At 36.9% G+C, this 18,476-nt stretch carries 16 protein-coding genes; 15 read left to right on the top strand and 1 reads right to left on the bottom strand.

The features are described from left to right. Positions 1 to 69: 69 nt before the first annotated feature. On the bottom strand, positions 70 to 444 hold the full coding sequence (locus KFE94_05240) for a hypothetical protein (protein ID UTW67517.1): 375 nt from the start codon (positions 442 to 444) through the stop codon (positions 70 to 72). A gap of 749 nt (positions 445 to 1,193) precedes the next feature. On the opposite strand from KFE94_05240, the gene KFE94_05235 reads away from it, so the two are divergent. The 15 genes from KFE94_05235 (at position 1,194) to KFE94_05165 (ending at position 18,472) form a co-directional block, all read left to right on the top strand. Beyond that, positions 1,194 to 1,508 carry a hypothetical protein gene (locus tag KFE94_05235; protein UTW67516.1) on the top strand — a complete coding sequence of 105 codons (315 nt, stop codon included), beginning with the start codon at positions 1,194 to 1,196 and terminating at the stop codon, positions 1,506 to 1,508. Between the two features lie 135 nt (positions 1,509 to 1,643). Then, the gene (locus KFE94_05230) at positions 1,644 to 2,159 is read left to right on the top strand and encodes a hypothetical protein (GenBank protein ID UTW67515.1); all 516 of its coding nucleotides are present in this window, start codon (positions 1,644 to 1,646) and stop codon (positions 2,157 to 2,159) included. Further along, positions 2,144 to 2,950, top strand: coding sequence for a hypothetical protein (locus KFE94_05225; GenBank protein ID UTW67514.1), 807 nt, complete (start codon positions 2,144 to 2,146; stop codon positions 2,948 to 2,950). The genes KFE94_05230 and KFE94_05225 overlap by 16 nt, the downstream gene beginning before the upstream one ends. Continuing rightward, entirely contained in the window at positions 2,934 to 3,596 is a 663-nt protein-coding gene (locus KFE94_05220) for a response regulator transcription factor (protein ID UTW67513.1), read from the top strand. Before KFE94_05225 ends, KFE94_05220 begins: the two co-directional genes overlap by 17 nt. 65 nt (positions 3,597 to 3,661) lie before the next feature. After that, positions 3,662 to 4,114, top strand: coding sequence for a GatB/YqeY domain-containing protein (locus tag KFE94_05215; GenBank protein ID UTW67512.1), 453 nt, complete (start codon positions 3,662 to 3,664; stop codon positions 4,112 to 4,114). A 227-nt stretch (positions 4,115 to 4,341) separates the two neighbouring features. Further along, positions 4,342 to 5,634, top strand: a complete 1,293-nt coding sequence (locus KFE94_05210) for a T9SS type A sorting domain-containing protein (GenBank protein ID UTW67511.1) — start codon at positions 4,342 to 4,344, stop codon at positions 5,632 to 5,634. Between the two features lie 107 nt (positions 5,635 to 5,741). After that, a complete protein-coding gene (locus KFE94_05205; GenBank protein ID UTW67510.1) occupies positions 5,742 to 7,886 on the top strand; it encodes a hypothetical protein in 2,145 nt (714 codons plus the stop codon). Positions 7,887 to 7,894: 8 nt separating this feature from the next. Beyond that, positions 7,895 to 10,126 (top strand): T9SS type A sorting domain-containing protein, encoded by a 2,232-nt coding sequence (locus KFE94_05200; protein UTW67509.1) that lies wholly within the window; start codon positions 7,895 to 7,897, stop codon positions 10,124 to 10,126. Positions 10,127 to 10,195: 69 nt separating this feature from the next. After that, on the top strand, positions 10,196 to 11,641 hold the full coding sequence (locus KFE94_05195; protein UTW67508.1) for a hypothetical protein: 1,446 nt from the start codon (positions 10,196 to 10,198) through the stop codon (positions 11,639 to 11,641). Then, the gene (locus KFE94_05190; protein ID UTW67507.1) at positions 11,625 to 14,453 is read left to right on the top strand and encodes a TonB-dependent receptor; all 2,829 of its coding nucleotides are present in this window, start codon (positions 11,625 to 11,627) and stop codon (positions 14,451 to 14,453) included. The genes KFE94_05195 and KFE94_05190 overlap by 17 nt, the downstream gene beginning before the upstream one ends. Continuing rightward, positions 14,453 to 15,454 carry a PorV/PorQ family protein gene (locus KFE94_05185; protein ID UTW67506.1) on the top strand — a complete coding sequence of 334 codons (1,002 nt, stop codon included), beginning with the start codon at positions 14,453 to 14,455 and terminating at the stop codon, positions 15,452 to 15,454. The genes KFE94_05190 and KFE94_05185 overlap by 1 nt, the downstream gene beginning before the upstream one ends. A gap of 1 nt (position 15,455) precedes the next feature. Continuing rightward, the gene (locus tag KFE94_05180) at positions 15,456 to 16,652 is read left to right on the top strand and encodes a hypothetical protein (GenBank protein UTW67505.1); all 1,197 of its coding nucleotides are present in this window, start codon (positions 15,456 to 15,458) and stop codon (positions 16,650 to 16,652) included. 142 nt (positions 16,653 to 16,794) lie between these two features. Further along, positions 16,795 to 17,208, top strand: a complete 414-nt coding sequence (locus KFE94_05175) for a hydrolase (GenBank protein UTW67504.1) — start codon at positions 16,795 to 16,797, stop codon at positions 17,206 to 17,208. A 35-nt stretch (positions 17,209 to 17,243) separates the two neighbouring features. Continuing rightward, positions 17,244 to 18,032, top strand: coding sequence for a type I methionyl aminopeptidase (map, locus tag KFE94_05170; GenBank protein ID UTW67503.1), 789 nt, complete (start codon positions 17,244 to 17,246; stop codon positions 18,030 to 18,032). After that, positions 18,029 to 18,472, top strand: a complete 444-nt coding sequence (locus tag KFE94_05165) for a 6-pyruvoyl tetrahydropterin synthase family protein (protein UTW67502.1) — start codon at positions 18,029 to 18,031, stop codon at positions 18,470 to 18,472. The genes map and KFE94_05165 overlap by 4 nt, the downstream gene beginning before the upstream one ends. The last annotated feature ends 4 nt before the right edge of the window (positions 18,473 to 18,476 follow it).

Raw genomic sequence — 18,476 nt, 5'->3', positions numbered from 1 at the left:
CAGTCAAAAAAAGATAAAAATATTACTGGTTGTTATTTAAGGGGTTGTAGGGTTAAGTTGATGGCGCCTTTAACATGCTGCGGGTTCTACATAAGTAAAAGGCATGAGCAATGCGATGAGATGGGATTCCACTTTTTGTTTAACAACAAGAGCCATATTTTCGGAGGTCTTTTTTACAATGTCGTAAGGAATAATCTCAAATTGATGTAAAAAAATCGCGGTAGCCATTTGGACATCTTCCAGCTTGGTCTCAAAAAGCTCATAAGAAATAGTGCCTTCGATTCTCTCGTTAATGAGTTGTTCGAGATGGTTTTTTTGATTTTCTAAATAGATGTCAATATGATGTTCAATATGTATCCATAATTGTCCAACATCTTTAATCATTATGTTTCGAATTTCAGACAGCATCTCTTGCTGGTCTAATTGAGTGGGAAAATCATTCATGTTAAACAGTTTAAAAATTTGCTAAAAGTAGTGTTAGTGAAGGGAGACATTATTGTTCTGGTCAGCATGAACCCAAAATGAACTCATGGAAGGTTTAAAAAAGTCTCCAATTAGATAGTAAGTCATAAATAGTATAGTATTAGTAATAGATCTTGAATTAAGAGGGACAATATTGTTCTATTAGGCGATAGTATTTGTAAGGTTTGGTTTGGTGAAAATATCTCATAGCGGTTGGATCATTAGTGTTGTTTACAAAAAATAAGTGTAAATATATTCTATAATGTGTTCATTAGTTTATAATTGCAATCTTTTTCGCTCATCTGACTCTCCTGCTGAAAATCACTGAGCATCGAAATTTGATGCTTCGGTAATAAACTAATCAACATCCGGAAAGAATCTCATTACATGAAATTCTTAAGATACATTAAATAGATATCCGTTATTACAATCGGATAAAAGGATGTGGAGAGACTAAAATCACTTTTCGATTCTAAAACTCTCAAATGTCATAACACTGGTAGATTCCTGCAACAGTATAAACCACAAATTTTATATACGTATAAACCACATTTCTTATACGTGTTTATACGTATTTATAAAATGTGGTTTATACGTATAAAACATGAATAAAACCAAGTCAATCTGGGGGTTAAACTTGAGTGGGTTTTCAATTCAAATTTTTACATTTGAGAATATATTATTCTGTTACGATAGCTTAGTACACATATACTAACTAAAAACAAAATAATATGGCTTTTAATGGAACAGAAGGTGAAATCGTAACCTTGTCAGAAGCAGCGGAATGGACCGCAAACTACAGAGAAACTATTCCTGCAGGAGGAATAAAAGGACATTTTTTTGGGAAAGACCTACTAAACGAAATCTTAGACCAATCAGAATGTATGGGAATCCGTATTTATTATGGATTAGAAGATGACGGAACCAAGAATTTGGTGTTGGTCGGAGCTAAGGCTGATGAAGACGATATGGAAGATGGTGTAATTTTGGAACGATCTGTAAAGTGCCCGCCAAATTGTGGGCAGTCGAACCAACTAAATAGTTAAAAAATAATGATAGGCGGGCAATTTGATTTTTTATTGAAATTATCAGTTTTCAGCCCCGTATTACCGTTGGTCTTAATACCATTTAAACTAATTAGAGCTCCCAGATTATCTCTGGGAGCTCTTTTGGTTTTATTAATGTGGAATTTTCTGACGGATTTGGTGAGTTTATATATGGCCCATCATGGTAATGGAAATCATCAAATTTATGTAGGGTATTGTATCGGTTTAAGCCTCGCACTTTACTGGGTATACTGGCTCGAAATCTCTGAAATTGAAATCAAAAGGATCATGACCCTGGTGTTATTGATGTTTTTGGCTTTCACAGGGATAGTTGTATATGAATTTAACGGATTGGGTGAGTATAGACCTGAGATTTATATTGTGCTGAGTACTGTGACTTTAATAGGGTCCATGCTGTACTTTGTTAAAATATATCGGGATTTAGAGATATTAAACTTATATAGATATTACTTTTATTGGTTAAATAGTGGAATAATGGTGTATTTTGGGTCAACAATAATTTTGACCTTTTTTGAGATGAGCGTCTTATCTCAGGAAATTTTTTACCATAAGTATTTATGGCCCATTCAGCTCATAAGTACCATAATATTTAATCTTTTTGTTGCACGCGCGATATGGACAGTAAAGTAGAAATTATCTTAATCGTTATAGCCGGAAGCTTAGTGATATTTATTCTGGTGATGATGATTATTGTTTTTACTTTAACCTACAATCGTAAGATGATGGAAAAAGATAATTCGCTCCGAATGACGATAAAAAATCAGGAGTTAGAATTGCTAAGAAACTCAATTACAGTGCAAGAAGATGAACGAGAAACGATTGCCAGAAATCTACATGATGAAATAGGTCCGTTATTAACAACGCATAAATTAAACATTAATAATATTATATTTGATCTGGAAGATGGTGTATTGACAGTTGACCAACTTAAAGCCGAACAAAAGTTTGTTGACCGTATTATTGAAAATATCCGTACGGCAAGTTATGATTTAACCCCGCACTTTTTATTGAAATTTGGATTAGAGAAAGCATTGAGAAATTTCTTTAATAAGATCACAGGTGTGGAGTTTGTTTTTAAACCGGATTTCGATTCCGAAGAATTGAGTAAGCAAGTCGCTATAAACATGTATCGCTTGGTTTTGGAGTTGATTAATAATATTGTTAAACACGAAAAGGTGAACCTGATAAATGTAAATTTGTATAAACTTAATAACGATCTAAATTTAAAAATTACCCATCATGGAAAAGGTTTAACTCAAGAAGAATTTGAAACATTAGCCATTCAATCCAAGGGATTAGGATTGAATTCCATTCAGGCACGTGTGGTGGTGCTGAGTGGAGAACTACTCTTCCAAAAAGGAACTACAGAATCTACTATTACATTAACTGTCCCACTAGTTAAAAATGAGAAAGAAAATTAGATTAGGTCTAGCTGAAGATCATGAACTCGTTCGACAAGGTATGGTGGCCTTGTTGCAGAGAGAAAAGGGTTTGCGTGTTGTTTTCGATGTAGGAAACGGCTCTCTATTACTCGATACCTTGAGAGAAAAAATGGTTGATGTCATTCTGCTGGATTTAGATATGCCTATCATAAATGGAACACAGGCATTAAAGGTGATAAAAGAAAAATACCCAAAAGTTAAAGTTATTATTATCAGTATGCTGTATGATGATGAATTTATTTGGGAATCTATTGAATTGGGCGCAAATGGTTTTTTAGCCAAAAATTGTGACTTTGAAAAAGTTGTGGATGCTATTTATGCCGTCCATAATAATGATTTTTATTTTGATGAACGCATATCCAGAGCTTTGGTAACAACCATTCGAAATGGCGTAGAAGGACGTCCGATTATACCAGGACATCCGGTGATTACTCCTAGAGAATTAAAAATTATTGAGCTGATTTGCGAGGAAAAAAAGAATCAGGAAATTTCAGACATACTATGTATAAGCATTCGAACAGTGGAAACACACAGAAAGCAGATATCAGAAAAAATTGGAGCAAAAAATAGTATGGGAATTATCAAATACGCTCTGAAACACGGATTATATAAGTTGAAAATTTAATTAGGAAACTGTTCAAATTCTTTTAACCTAAACGAACAAAATGTTTCTTTGTTAAAAATTAAATTATGAGTTTAAAAGACCAAATAAATACAGATATAAAAAACGCTATGCGTGCGAAAGAAGCAGATAAGTTAACTGCTTTGAGAGCTGTAAAAGCGGCAATTATCGTAGCTGAGACTGCGGAAGGAAGTTCAGGAACTTTATCAGAAGATGAGGAGGTAGCGATTCTTTCAAAATTGGTAAAGCAAAGAAAAGATTCAGGAGAATTATATAAAGGTCAGGATAGAATGGATCTGGCAGAACCAGAATTGTTCCAGGCGGAAATTATTGCGGCATATTTACCAGCTCAAATGAGTGAAGATGAAGTAAGAGAAGTAGTGCAGGCAGCGATTGCCAAAGTAGGTGCTTCAGGTCCATCTGATATGGGAAAAGTAATGGGGCCGGTGATGGGACAACTAAAAGGTAAAGCTGATGGTAAGCTGATTTCAACTTTAGTTAAAGAAGAACTGAACAAGTAAAATCTATTAAAAATAAAGCGAAAAACTCAGGTGAATGATTAAATCATGACCAAAGGTTTTTCGCTTTATTTTTTTTGACCATTAACAAAATAGCTTAAGCCCTTTGTGAATAAGTGATTCAGCCCAATTACTTATGTGTTATGAGTGACAGATAATGTACTGTTAACAAAAAAATTATGCGCGCATATTAAATCCGTTCTACATTTGCAATCCCCAAAATTGTAAATATGGTGAGAAAGTTATTGATTTTAATGGTGTTAGTGCCATTCTTTGGTTGGGCACAAAACCAGGAAGTAGCTACTTTTGTTTCTTACAACACATTGAATTACCGTAACGAAACAAGTTTTTGTACCAATACCAATAATTCTCCTTTGGCAAAGGAAGGATACATGAAAACTATTTTTGCTCATGTACAACCGGATTTGATAGCGTGTAATGAAGTCGGTTCTAACCCATCCAATGCGTCTAAGATTTTAGATCGATGTTTAAATGTGAACGGAGAGACCAAATATGAAATGGCTCCGTTTAATTATTCTTCCGGATCAAGTATAGCCAATGCATTTTTCTATAACGGTGAAATGTTTGCTTTAAAAAGCAACGACCAAATTCGGAAAGAGGTAGGGGGGGATAATATTATTCGATTGATTGATGTATTTGAATTGTATTATAAAGATGCCAATCTAAGTTTAGGTGCGGATACGACTTTTTTGACCGTTTTTGTAGCACATTTAAAAGCGGGAAGCGGAAGTTCAAATGAAAATCAAAGAGATGAAGCGACTCAGGCTGTGATGAAATATATCACAGATGAGAATATCAATGGGAACTATATTTTTTCAGGTGATTTTAACGTGTATGCGGCATCTGAAGCTGCATTCCAGAATTTGGTAAACCCATCAAACCCTCAGGTGAAATTCATTGATCCTGTAAATCGCATGGGCAGTTGGAATAATAACGGAGCATATGCAGATGTACACACTCAATCTACCCGTAGCGTTGGAAACGGATGTGCAAGTGGAGGAGGTTTGGATGATCGTTTTGACTTTGTGTTGATTTCTCAGGATATTAAGGATAATGGAAATCGTATAGAGTATGTGAGTAATAGTTATAAGGCATTAGCGAATGATGGAAACCATTTTAATAGCGCGATTAATAATCCGTCAAATAATTCGGTCCCAGCGAATGTGTTAGATGCCATCTATAATGGAAGTGATCATCTTCCAGTAGTTATGGATATGATTATTACAGAAGCTCAACCCAACTCGGTAGCAGAAAGTGTACAATCCGATTGGGCCATTCAAATGATCTCTCCAGGTGATCGAGTTTCCGGGAAATTGGTTGGACCATCAGGAAATTATACGATTAAGATTTACAGTATCACCGGAGCGTTATTAAAACATCAAGATATTGTTCATCAAGGAGAAACTACTTTTGAGTATTCTGATATGCCGAAGGGAGTGCTATTGGTGAAAGTAGAGGACAATTCTGGGAATAAAAAAGTAGTTAGAGTAATTCAGAATTAACAATTTAATTATCTATAAAATACGCTGAACGTAAAAAACGCATTACATTTGTCGCCCCGTTTTAAAAAAGGGACGGATAAATAAGCAGCTAACAAACAAAATTTGATATGCGAAAGAGGCTTTATTTACTACTATCCTTAGGGATATTCATCGGGTTTTCAGTTCAGGCTCAGCAATTTGATGAACAAACGACAAAAGTCTCCGATGTACGTTTAAACGTAACGAACATTGGAACATTTGGAAACGCATTTAGAGGATATCGTGACGGTAGTGGTTCTCAAAGTTGTGAATATCCTGCCGGATCAGGTGTAGAGCATATGTTCGAATCCGGATTCTGGTTCGGAGGTATTGTTAACGGTCAGGTTTTAGTTTCAACTTCTGCTTATGACGCACCACAAGGTTATGCTACCGGACGTGCAGGGTTTGAGTTTACCAATGTTAGTGGCCCGCTAAAAATTAGATCTTCGTATTTTGATAGTCCGTTTTTCTCTCCGGATGCTGTGTCTCACGAAGATTTCGTATCTACATTTACGGATTCCAATATTTTAATTCCAGGTACACAAATTCCAATTCAAGGACATGATAATCCGTTGAATGTTGAAGTTATCGGACATACCTATAACTGGAATTATACCTTCAGTAACTTCTTTGTAATTACCAACTTCTATATCATTAACAGAAGTAACTCAACGATTGATAGTGCACATTTCTCTTTCTGGGCAAATACCGTTGTAAGAAATATTAATATCACTCCAGCGGGTTCTGGAGGTGCAGCATTTTATAACAAAGGGGGGAATGGCTATCTCGATTCTTTATACATGTCATATTGTTATGATAAGGGAGGTGATATAGGTTTTACCCAATCATATGTTGGACAAAAGTTTTTGGGAGCTGAAGATAAACATGGATTCCATCATCCGGGATTGGTTGATGATAACGGGAATCTGTTGAATGAATTGAATATTCATTACAATGTTTGGCAGTTTAATAATACTGCAGATCCAATTTATTTTTTGCCGCAGTCGGACAATCAAAGATATCAGAAGATGACAGCAGGGTTGAACCATACTTTATGTTGGGATCAAAACTCGTCAACTAACGGAAATTGTAGTGCAAAGTCTATTCAAGAACAAATCAATGATTTAGGAAATAGATCAGATTTGGTATCCGTAGGACCATTTAGAGATTTTGCGCCAGGTGATACAATCAATGTAACATACGCATTTATTCTTGGGCCAAAGAAGGACGATGGACAAGATCCTTCAATAAATACTTTGGAACAGAAAGAATATTTTATGCAGAATGCGGGTTGGGCGCAAACAGCGTACAATGGTGAGGATGTAAACTTTAATGGAGAACTGGATCCGGGAGAGGATGTGGATGGAAATGGACGTATTACACGTTATATTTTGCCTGCTCCACCAAATTCACCTAGAACACGGATTGATGCTACCGATAATCGTATTGATGTGTACTGGGCAGATAATAGCGAGTCATCTGTGGATCCGATTACACAAGAAATGGATTTTGAAGGATATAGAGTATATACATCCAAGCTAGGTTTTGATGTAGCGCAAACTCCACCGAAATTGGAATTCGTGAAAGTGGGAGAAAATGATATTCCAAACAACGGGTTATTTTATGATATAGGGTTTGAGTCCATCCGTTTGGAAAAACCAGTAACCTTTGAAGGGGATACGAATGTTTATGTATATAAATATAGTATTGAAAATATTCAAAATGGATGGCAATATGCGGTTGCAGTAACTGCTTTTGATAGAGGAAATCCGGGAGCTAATTTAGAGTCATTAGAGTCGAGTCCAAATTTTAATAACTTCAGAGTATTTGCAGGAAAAGATGCGGTTGAAGATTTAAAAGAAAATGGTCCGTTTGCGTATCCAAATCCATATTATGCCGGAGCCGCATGGGAAGGAAATAGCTCGTTCCAGGAAGAAAGTAGAAAATTAATTTTTGCGAACTTACCAGAGCGATGCAAAATTAGAGTGTATACCACCGCAGGTGATTTATTAGATGAAATTTATCACGATCAGGATTATAACGGTACAGATATCCGTTGGTTCCAAACCTTTGGAGCAGAAGATCCGAACAAAAATGTGTTCTCTGGAGGAGAGCATGCTTGGGACTTATTAACACAAGATAATCAGATATTGGCCAGAGGACTTTACATTTTTACGGTAGAAGATCTGGAAACTGGAAAGATTTATAAATCTAAATTTTTAATAATTAAATAAGCAAGAACATGAAACAAACTTTACTATTATTAGGTTTTGCTATTTCATCTGCTTTTGGATTTGCTCAAGTAAATAACGTGAGTATTTATGATGTGCAATATGTATCTGCAGCAGATTTGGCAAACTGTAATGATTCTTCAGCTTACATGGGTGATACTGTAAAAGTAAGAGGAATCGTTATGCATGATGGAAACTTAACTGAGATTCCATCAAGTTCAACTGCAGGAGGATATCGTGCAGCAATTCACCTTTTAGATACAGCAAATGCCGGACAAGGTGGTGACTTCGCAGGAATTCAGATTCACGGTGTATTTAACGATGGTTCGGGTAACCAACCCGTAACGGCTTTGAACTCATTAGTAGCTGGTGATATCGTTGAAGTAACTGGTACTGTTGGTCGTTACCAGGGTGAAACTCAAATCTATCCATTAAACAACCAGGCGGTAAATGCAATTGGTACAACTACAGCTCCGGAACCAAGAGTAGTGAGTGTAGGTGATTTAAATGATGGAAACCGTGTGAATCAATTAGAAACTGGAGAGCCAATTGAGGGGTCTTTAGTAATGATTAATAATGTTACAGTAACTGCAGTAAACTTCTTCTCTGGAGGTAGCCGTGTAAGTATTGATGTAACAGATGCTAATGGTAACACAATTAACATTTCTGATAGATTTTTAGCTCAGAAATTACCAGGACACACAACTGTGAATCCAAGTTCACCATCTACTACAGGAAATTTTGTAGCGCCACCAGTAGGTTTGGTTTATGATACATTAATAGGTATTGTATTACATTCAGAAAACGGTTGTACTGGAGCAAATGGTCGTGGATATGAGTTGAATCCTTTCAGCCCGTCTCACTATGTAGTTGGAGTAACTCCTCCAGCAATTTCTGATGCAACTAGAAATCCTATTGCACCAACAAGTACTGAAACTCCAGAAGTTACATGTAAAGTAGTTGATTTTGACGGAACAATTACTTCTGTTGAATTATTCTATACTGATGATATCGCAGGTGGTTCTTTCACAAGCGCTAACTTTACTTTAGTAGGTGGGTCAACTGATGAGTACACCGCTAATATTCCTGCATTTGCAGACGGAAAGATGGTAGGATATTATATCAAAGCAACTGATAACGATGGAAACACTTCTCAGTATCCTGCAACTCCTTCAGGAGCTACTAGTCCAAATGTGAAGATTTATACGGTTAGAGATAACGGTTTAACAATCGTGGATATCCAAAAAGTATTGGATTACAATGAGGATGCTTCTTATTACATGGGTGATACAGTAACAGTAACAGGAGTGGTTTGTGCTTCTTCTAAAGATTATGATTTAGGATATGTTTACATCCAACAACCAGGTGCTACTGAGTGGGGTGGTCTTCCATTAGTTGGAAACTCTGACCTGGTATTGTTATTAAGAACGCATGAAGTAACTGTAACAGGTGTTATTGAAGAAAACTATGGTTTGACACGTATGCAAGTAATCGATGTGGTGAAAACTGGAAATATTGTTCCTAACGAAATGGTATATTTCGATCCATCTGATGCGAATTTACACTCAACAAACGAAATTGAGAAGTATGAAGGTATGGCTGTAGGAATGGTAAATACCGGAGGTAAATTGTTTATCACCAATGCAAACTTAGGTTTCGGTGACTATGCAATTGGTACTTCAGCATCTGCTACAACTGATACGAGAGTAACAACTGGTCGTCAATCAAACAATGCATTCTCTTCTTTATGGGTGTCTTTGGTTGCTGACGGAACCTGGTATACTACTGATGGTCAAATGGAAGTTGATACAGTAATTACTTCTACAGATATGCAAATGGATACTTTAATGGGTATGATGTATTATACATTCGGTAACTATAAAGTAATGCCACGTAACAATGATGATATCATTGGATTATCTGAAAATGGAACTGCAATTGATTTAGATACTACTAATCTACAATTGCCTACGGCAGTAGTTGAAATCAATGGAAATACTGTTGAGACATTTGTATATCCAAATCCTGCAGCAAACAACGTAACTGTTTCGGTGAATGGATTACAAGGAAACTTCATGGTATCTATTTTAGATTTATCTGGACGTTTGGTAAACCAAACTTCAGTAATCTCAAATGGTGGACAAATTGGTGTTGATGCGCTTCAAAATGGAATTTACTTAATGAAAGTAACTGACATGGAAGGAAATCAATTAGCCATTGAAAAAATCGTGATTAAACACTAAAAAATAAATAACCGGGTGTAGACCTTACACCCGGTTTTTCATTTCCTTTTTTGAATAGAACGGATCAAAATGAAATTGAATTTTAAATACATCGTTTTCATTTCTTTATTAGTTACGGCTTTCGGTTGTAAGCGTACTTTAGAGAAAAATGCCAATTTAGCTCCAGATACAGTATTGACTCCGGAGAGCATCAACCTAACCGGTGATGACCGCTTGAATAGTGTGGTATTTTTAAGTTGGTTTGGTTCAGATAAAGATGGATATATAAAAGGATATGAAATCTCTTTAGACAACCAAAATTGGGTATTTACTACCCAAAATGACAGTACATTTAACTTTACCCTTGAACCCGGATCGGATACCACCGATATTGATTTTTACGTCAGAGCTATCGATAATGATAGTTTGATAGACCCAACCCCGGCATACTTAAAAGTCCCATTAAAGAATACACCACCGGTAGCTTTGTTCAATGAAAAAGGCTTCCCGGTTGACACCGTAAATATTGTGACCACATTTAGATGGAACGCAGTGGATGTAGACGGTGATGAAACTATAATAAAAGCTTATTTGAAGGCCAATCAAGGAGATTGGATGGAAATTGATGTAAATGAAAAAATGCTATCTATAGTTCCTGTCAATAGTAGTCAAACAGGAACAGTTGATGCTCATGTTTACTATGGAACGAATGATTTGCCACTGACTGAAAAGCTTAACGGATTAGTAGTAGGAGATACCAATCACTTTTATATTAAAGTAGTTGATTTTGCCAATGCGGAAAGTGAACCTGATACATCAGATGTGTTATACATAAAACCTAAAACTTCAGATTTATTATATGTAACCGGGTTGTCGGCACCACCTACTGATGTTTATAAAGGGGTGATGAATAATAACATGACTAGTTATGATGCGTTGGATTATGCTACCGATGGAGGAAAATATCAGCCTGCCTTTTGGTCGCCTACATTTGATTTATTATTAGAACACTATGATGATATCGTATTCACATCGGATGAATCTAACTTCACTAATGTAGTAACAGGTCGTAAAGACGTTTTATTGGAATTTGCAGCACCTTCATTGCAGGTTTTTAGTAACAACGGAGGAAAATCTTTGATTGTAACTTCATTTACCAAAGGGCAGGATATTTCCGGAATTTCAAGTACGTTACCTATTGATAGTTTATCCTCTTCAAATGGACAGGCGAGATTGGTGCCTGATAGTACCATTTCATCCACTTTCGGTCCCAATTACCCGGATTTAAGTCCGACATTTATTCTATCTGGAGTATCACCATTCTATATGTCTATTGGAGCCGAAGAAGTATATATCGGCCATTTGGTAAAACAAGGTGGATGGACCGGACCAAGTACTGTAGGTGCAAGAAGAAAAGACGGAAATAACAATATTTATCAATATTTCTTTTCAGTTCAGCTGTATAAGATGGATCAGCAAATCAGTGATTTAGAAATATTATTTGATCAGATATTAAACAATGACTTTAACTGGTAAAATATTTACGATCTGCATGATGGCTTTGACCTTGATTTTTTCAGGTCAGGCAAAAGCGCAAGGTTCTTTATCTGGGGTAATTAAAGATGCCGGAACAAAGGAGACCTTGATTGGTGCAACAGTAATGATTGTGGGAACCTATAAAGGAACTGCCACAGATATTGATGGGAAATATACCATTACGGATATTAAACCCGGTGATTATTCGATTAAAGTAAGTTTTATTGGTTATGCCGATAAAGTGTTTAACGGTATTCATATTGCGAATGGAGAAACAACTACCCTAAATGCCGAATTGAGCCCAAGATCTCAAACATTAAAAGCAGTAGAGATTGTAGGGGAGAAAAATCTTATTGATTTGGAAGCTGCATCTTCAGAAGTTAAAATTTCGCAAGAAGCATTGTCCGAAATGAATGCGCGTGATGTGACAGAAGTAGCTTCTATGCAAGCCGGAGTAAATAAAACTACGGATGGTATTTCGATTCGTGGTGGTAGAGTTTACGAAACACAATATGTGGTAGATGGAATATCAGTAGAAGATCCATTGGCAGGAACAGGAGCAGGAGTAAGTGTAGCATCTTCATCTATTCAGGATATTCAAATTACCACAGGTGGTTCTGGTGCAGATCAGGCTGGTGGTATGGCTGGTGTAATTTCAACCAAGATTCGTGAAGGTGGCGATAAATTTGAAATTGGAGGTTCATGGACACGTGATAACCTTGGATTTGACAGAGATGCCGCGCATTCCTGGAATACAGATATTTTCAATCTAAACTTTGGTGGTGCATTTCCTTTTACAAAAAAGAAACTGCGTTACTTCTTTTCAATTGATGCGAATTTAACGGATGATTATTTTGGTCCTACGGCCAATCAATTGCACAGTTCATTACTACCTTCAAATGATTCCATTTGGGCACCACGTTACAATAACTCGTATTCAAATACCATCAAATTGGTATATGAGGTGAAACCGGGAACCAAATTTTTTATTACGAATCAGCATAGTTTAAAAATCAATCAAAATTCTAGAACATTACAGATCGTAGGTTTTGATCAGGTGTTGGCACCAGGGTTTCAATATAGAAGAAGTTTAAATCTGGATAATGCAACTACCTATACACAGCAATCGAACTTAACAGTTTTAAACTTCAATCACTTCTTTAATAACAATTGGAGTGTGAATGCTTCTTTAGGTAGATTGTTTACCAATTTAAGAGCAGATGCAAATGGTCGTCCTTTTAGAACCGAAACAGTTGATCAAATCTTAGATGAAGATGATATTGTAACCAATCCGGTTGGGATTTTTAATCCTGGAGATCCAATTGTATTTACACAACCTGGGCCATGGTTAATTAACAATGGAGGTATTTCTGGTACCTGGCACGATCACTACGTACAGGATTATACTATTAAAGCAAAAGTGGGATACTATCCGGATAATAAAACACACCGTTATAGTTTCGGTTTCGAACATCACTTCCTGGAATATCAATGGACCGATGTAGATAAGCCATGGGTAGGTGCACCAATCGTAATTAATGATACTTTGACAACACCTTCAACCAGTGTTGGAGTGACCAGTGATATCTGGAAAGTAAAACCAAGTAATGGGGCATTATTTGCGCAGGATGTAATCACTTACAAAGGAATTGTAGCCACAATAGGTTTAAGATTGAACTACTGGTCTCAGGGAACCTATATTGATGATGTAGTAAATGACCCGAATTCTCCGGTAGTGGACCAGATTAGAGAGGATTACATGAATGAAACTTTCGGAATGTTTGGAAAACGATTCAAAGCGAGATTACTTCCGAAAATTAATGTGTCATTCCCGGTAACGGATAACAATGTATTATACTTTAACTATGGTCACTTCATGAGATTACCACATCCGCGTTTTGTGTATCAGGGATTGGATTTACGTTATCAGCAGAATTCATTCTTAAGCAGTCTGGGAAATCCAAATTTGAATCCAGAGGTGAGTGTGAATTACGAATTGGGGATGAAATCTCAAATTACGAAGGACTTAGCGATGTCGATTGCTGCGTTTAATAACAACAGATTTGATTATATCGTTTCCAGACGTGTGATTGTAAAAGATCAAACCGGAAGACCGGTTTCAAAATCAATGTATATCAATCAGGATTACGCACGAATTTATGGAATTGAGTTCAGCATATTCTGGAGACCTGCGAAACATTTCCGCACCTCATTTAACGTAGCATATCAAGTGGCGCGTGGGAAGTCAAATTCTGCACGTGAGTCAGGCCTGCAAATTGAGCAAAACGGACAGGTGGCACTGACCAAGGAGCAATATTTGGCTTGGGATAGACCATGGGATATCAAATGGAATTTGGTATTTAAGCCGGATACCAGTATGAAAGTGTTACATGGTTTTACGGCATTTACTACAATGAGATATTCTTCGGGGTACAGATATACTCCACAAGTTCAGGTGGGAACAAATGCATTAGGACGTCCATTGTACGAGCCGGACTTAGATCAATATTTGGCAAAGAGTGGAAAGGCCTGGTTTAATGCAGATTTAAAATTGTCTTATCAGATTACTACAGGTAAAGAAAAAAAATCAGGTTTGATTTTCAGTTTCGAAATCAGAAATCTGTTTAACAATAAGAATGCACAAACGGTAAATCCAATTACCGGACGAGGATATGAGCCTGGTGACGATGTGACCAGTAAATATAGAGATGAGCGTTATTTAGGTCCAGAGGAAAATGGAGAACTTCCGGATGACCCTGCGAGATACTTAGCGCCACGTCAATTTTTATACGGAATTAGTTTTAAATTTTAATGAAAAGGTTAGTTTACATATGGGTCCTGACCGTATTGAGTATTTCAGTACAGGCGCAAATTTTGCCAAATTTGGGAGGACAACGTGCGGGGTTAGCTACATTTAGTTTCTTGAAAAATGACATGAATCCGCGTTCAGCTGGAATCGGTGGAGCTAGTGTAGCGGTTGATACCAAAGGATATTCAACCTTTTCGAATCCTGCTTATGCGGCAGATTTAAAAGGATTAAATGCCACATACTCCAGTTATCTGGTTGGAGCAGGAATTCATCAGGGATATTTTTCAGCAGTAATGCCAAATCAAAATACCGCTGCATATGGTGTTTCGGTAAACTTCTTAACATCTGGAGAGATGGATGTGAGAACGGAATTTCAACCGAATGGAACTGGACAAAAGGTATACGCGAGTACCGTTGGAATTGGATTTACTTATTCCAAAAGACTCTCAGATATGTTTGCTTTCGGGTCTACCATTCGTTATATCAATGAGAGTTTAGCGGAATATAAAAATCATACATTCACAATTGATTTGGGTTTTGCGTATCAGACAGATTGGAAAGACTTATCATTTGCGGTAATGTTACAGAATTTCGGAGGAAACTCAACATTGAAGGGGGACTACCTGGAAGTTGATTTTAATAGAAATGGTGTTTTATTGGATAACTACGTATCATCTTCTGTTTTTAGACTGGGAGCGTCTATGGTACCTTATAAGAGAAAAAATCAATCATTGGCATTGGACTTTGAACTACAACATCCATCAGACAATGCGGAAAATTTTAGAATTGGAGCTGAATTTGAGTATCTAAACTTATTGTTCTTCAGAGCGGGGTATAAGCTAAATGTGGCAGGGCATAACTGGCCGGTATTTGGTGTAGGAGTACGTACCCATATTGGAGCACATGATCTATATATCGATTACGCTGCGGTTCCAACCAATCACCTGGGATATCAGCAGTCTCTCGGACTTTCATTTACAATTAATAATGATATACGTGAGTAATATGAGAAATGTATTTTTAATAGGAGCGATTTTATCATTAATGGTGGTAAGTACCAGTTGTGATGATTTCTTTGGAAATAAAACTGATGTGAGTTTTATTGATGTTCCGGATTTTCAAAATAAACCAATTGCTTATGTGCCGATTCAGCCAGTGTTGGATCAATTTGTAAAACCAACTGATGTGTTGGCTGGGTTTGATGATTTGATTTATGTAGCGGATCAGGGACGTGAACAAATTGTTGGATTAGACCAAAGTGGTAGGGAGTTATATAGTTTTAGTATTCCTGGCGTCAAAACAGTTGTTCAGGACCGTAGATTAAATCTTTTAGCCATTGGGACGAAAGACACGGTGATCAATGGGAGTTCATATACTTTTTCATGCATTTACCGATTAGACCTTCAAGGTGCGTTAGGATATGGTTTGAATCATGCTAAAGTAGTTCAGGAAATTGTACATCCGTTTTATCATAAAAACACATTCTCATCTTCGGATTTGGCTGTGGAATTTCAGGATATTGCGATCATTGCATTAAACGAATATTATGTATCCAGAACTGGATTTAGTAATAATGTAAATCAATTTGGAGGCCCTGATAATGCGGTGTTATTGTTTTCAGCAGACGATAAATATATTACTCCGATTAGTGTGACAACCAGAGGAGGGGTGTTTAAAGACTTCTTTAAACGACCTTTCGGAATGGCTTCTTTTGCGCAGCCACCGCAGATTAGTGCGAGTTTTGCGCGTCATTTTATATTTACTTCGATGGATCAATCTGCAGATAATTTATATCGTGTAAGAGGAATTACTTATAACGAAACTGATTTCGGAGTAGAGTATAATCCAAATGATATTATACCTTTGGATACCACATTAGCAGATGGATCAATCGATGAACCGGGTAAATTTTCTCATCCTGTGGATGTTACAATGTCTGGTGATGGAACAGGTTTTATCTTTGTGGTAGATCAAGAGAAAGATTCGTTATATCAATTTACTTCAAACGGATTGGAAGGTATTAAGCCACCACCGGGAGCTGGAGTAAAGAAATATGTGAAGGTTTCATTTGGAGGTACGGGAATTGAGTTAACGCAATTCAATGAGCCACGTGCGGTCGCATATCTCGATAAAATTGTATACGTAGCTGATTCTGGAAACGGCCGTGTACTAAGGTTCAAATTGACCTCCGATTTTGATTAATGAGCAAAATATCCACGGCTTAAATGCATTAAGTGAAAGAAAGCTCCATCGAAAGATGGAGCTTTTGTTTTTAAAGGATATTTTTGGTTTGTATCAAGCGGGAATGCTTGGATACCCACTTAATAAACAATAGTTTTGCGCGATGTTTGACAAAATGCTGACCATAGCCGTAGACTTTGACGGAACCATCGTTGAAGATGCTTATCCGAAAATTGGAAAACCAATGCCATTTGCGTTTGAAGCATTAAAGATGCTGGAAGCCAAAGGACATCGGTTAATTCTTTGGACAGTGCGTTCAGGGAGGACTTTAAGAGAGGCAGTGGAGTTTTGTGAAAAGAATGGAATAGAGTTTTATGCTGTTAATAATGAATTTGCTGAAGAGCAATATTCTGGAAAATCATCGCGTAAAATAAATGCCGATATTTTTATTGATGATAGAAATATCGGAGGCTTTCTAGGTTGGGGAGCAATTTATCATCTGATTGAAGGTGAGAATGCAGCACCATTAAAAAAGCCAAAAAAGAAATCTCTGTTTTCATTTTTCAAAAAACGCTAGGCGTACGCGTTGAACTAAAAATATTTAGGACTAGAATGATACATTATAAATCTGCTGAAGAAATAGAATTGATGCGTGAAAGCGCACAAGTTGTTTCGCGAGCTTTAGGTATAATCGCTGAGAAGATTGGCCCTGGAGTGACTCCCTTAGAGTTGGATAAGCTAGCATTTGAATACATAAAAGATCAAGGTGCTGAACCGGGTTTCTTAGGATTATATGATTTTCCCAATACACTTTGTACTTCGTTAAATGAACATGTGGTACACGGAATTCCGAATAATCAGGAGTTACGTGAAGGGGATGTATTGTCAGTTGATTGCGGAGCGATAAAGAACGGGTTTTATGGGGACCATGCCTATTCATTTGCTATTGGTGAGGTTTCAGAAGATGTAAAGCAATTGCTTAAAGTGACTAAAGAATCTTTGTATTTAGGTATTGAGCAAATGCAAGCGGGTAAGCGTTTAGGAGATATTGGCTATGCCATTCAACATCATGCAGAGAGTCATGGATATGGAGTAGTGAGAGATTTAGTTGGTCATGGTTTGGGGCGTGTGATGCATGAAGATCCTCAAGTTCCGAATTATGGAAGACAGGGAAGAGGGAAGAAACTAAAAGAAGGTTTAGTGTTGGCCATAGAGCCCATGATTAATATGGGTGATTATCGTGTAAAACAATTAAGCGATGGGTGGTCAATTGTATCTCGTGATGGAAAACCGTCAGCGCATTTTGAGCATGATGTCGCTATCGTAAACGGAAAACCGGATATCTTATCTACTTTTGATTTTGTAGATGCCGCATTGGCTAAAAACGGAAATGCTTCATGATCATAAGAGTTACAAAGGAGTTCGATTTTGAAATGGCACATGCTTTAGATTGCCATGATGGAAAATGCCATAATATTCATGGACATACCTATGAGTTGTCGGTGACTTTTATTGGAGAGCCGATTGATGCACCAGGAACACCAAAAGATGGAATGGTGATTGACTTTTCGGATTTAAAAAAGATCGTAAAAGAAAATGTAGTGGACATTTTTGATCATGCATTAGTATTGAGAGATAACTCGCGTTTCTTGGGGAGTATTGACCATAAAATAAATCCGCGTTTGATGTTGGTTCCTTACCAGCCTACAGCGGAAAAGTTACTAGAGCATATGGTAGAAATCATTAAAGAAAATCTACCAGATCATATTAATTTATATTCAGTTTTATTGCGGGAAACCAATACTAGTTATGCCGAGTGGTTTGCCAGTGATAACGTATAATTGT

This window comes from bacterium SCSIO 12643 (assembly GCA_024398135.1).
Classification (GTDB): Bacteria; Bacteroidota; Bacteroidia; order Flavobacteriales_G; family Salibacteraceae; genus CAJXZP01.
Note: the sequence above shows the minus strand (reverse complement) of the source record. Positions and strands in the feature narration are given on the sequence as shown.

Coding starts and splice junctions, on each gene's coding strand:
- KFE94_05165 (UTW67502.1), top strand. CDS start 18,029: ATGATCATAAGAGTTACAAAGGAGTTCGATTTTGAAATGGCACATGCT.
- KFE94_05215 (UTW67512.1), top strand. CDS start 3,662: ATGAGTTTAAAAGACCAAATAAATACAGATATAAAAAACGCTATGCGT.
- KFE94_05240 (UTW67517.1), bottom strand. CDS start 444: ATGAATGATTTTCCCACTCAATTAGACCAGCAAGAGATGCTGTCTGAA.
- KFE94_05190 (UTW67507.1), top strand. CDS start 11,625: ATGACTTTAACTGGTAAAATATTTACGATCTGCATGATGGCTTTGACC.
- KFE94_05235 (UTW67516.1), top strand. CDS start 1,194: ATGGCTTTTAATGGAACAGAAGGTGAAATCGTAACCTTGTCAGAAGCA.
- KFE94_05225 (UTW67514.1), top strand. CDS start 2,144: ATGGACAGTAAAGTAGAAATTATCTTAATCGTTATAGCCGGAAGCTTA.
- map (UTW67503.1), top strand. CDS start 17,244: ATGATACATTATAAATCTGCTGAAGAAATAGAATTGATGCGTGAAAGC.
- KFE94_05230 (UTW67515.1), top strand. CDS start 1,644: ATGTGGAATTTTCTGACGGATTTGGTGAGTTTATATATGGCCCATCAT.
- KFE94_05210 (UTW67511.1), top strand. CDS start 4,342: ATGGTGAGAAAGTTATTGATTTTAATGGTGTTAGTGCCATTCTTTGGT.
- KFE94_05205 (UTW67510.1), top strand. CDS start 5,742: ATGCGAAAGAGGCTTTATTTACTACTATCCTTAGGGATATTCATCGGG.
- KFE94_05195 (UTW67508.1), top strand. CDS start 10,196: ATGAAATTGAATTTTAAATACATCGTTTTCATTTCTTTATTAGTTACG.
- KFE94_05220 (UTW67513.1), top strand. CDS start 2,934: ATGAGAAAGAAAATTAGATTAGGTCTAGCTGAAGATCATGAACTCGTT.
- KFE94_05175 (UTW67504.1), top strand. CDS start 16,795: ATGTTTGACAAAATGCTGACCATAGCCGTAGACTTTGACGGAACCATC.
- KFE94_05180 (UTW67505.1), top strand. CDS start 15,456: ATGAGAAATGTATTTTTAATAGGAGCGATTTTATCATTAATGGTGGTA.
- KFE94_05200 (UTW67509.1), top strand. CDS start 7,895: ATGAAACAAACTTTACTATTATTAGGTTTTGCTATTTCATCTGCTTTT.
- KFE94_05185 (UTW67506.1), top strand. CDS start 14,453: ATGAAAAGGTTAGTTTACATATGGGTCCTGACCGTATTGAGTATTTCA.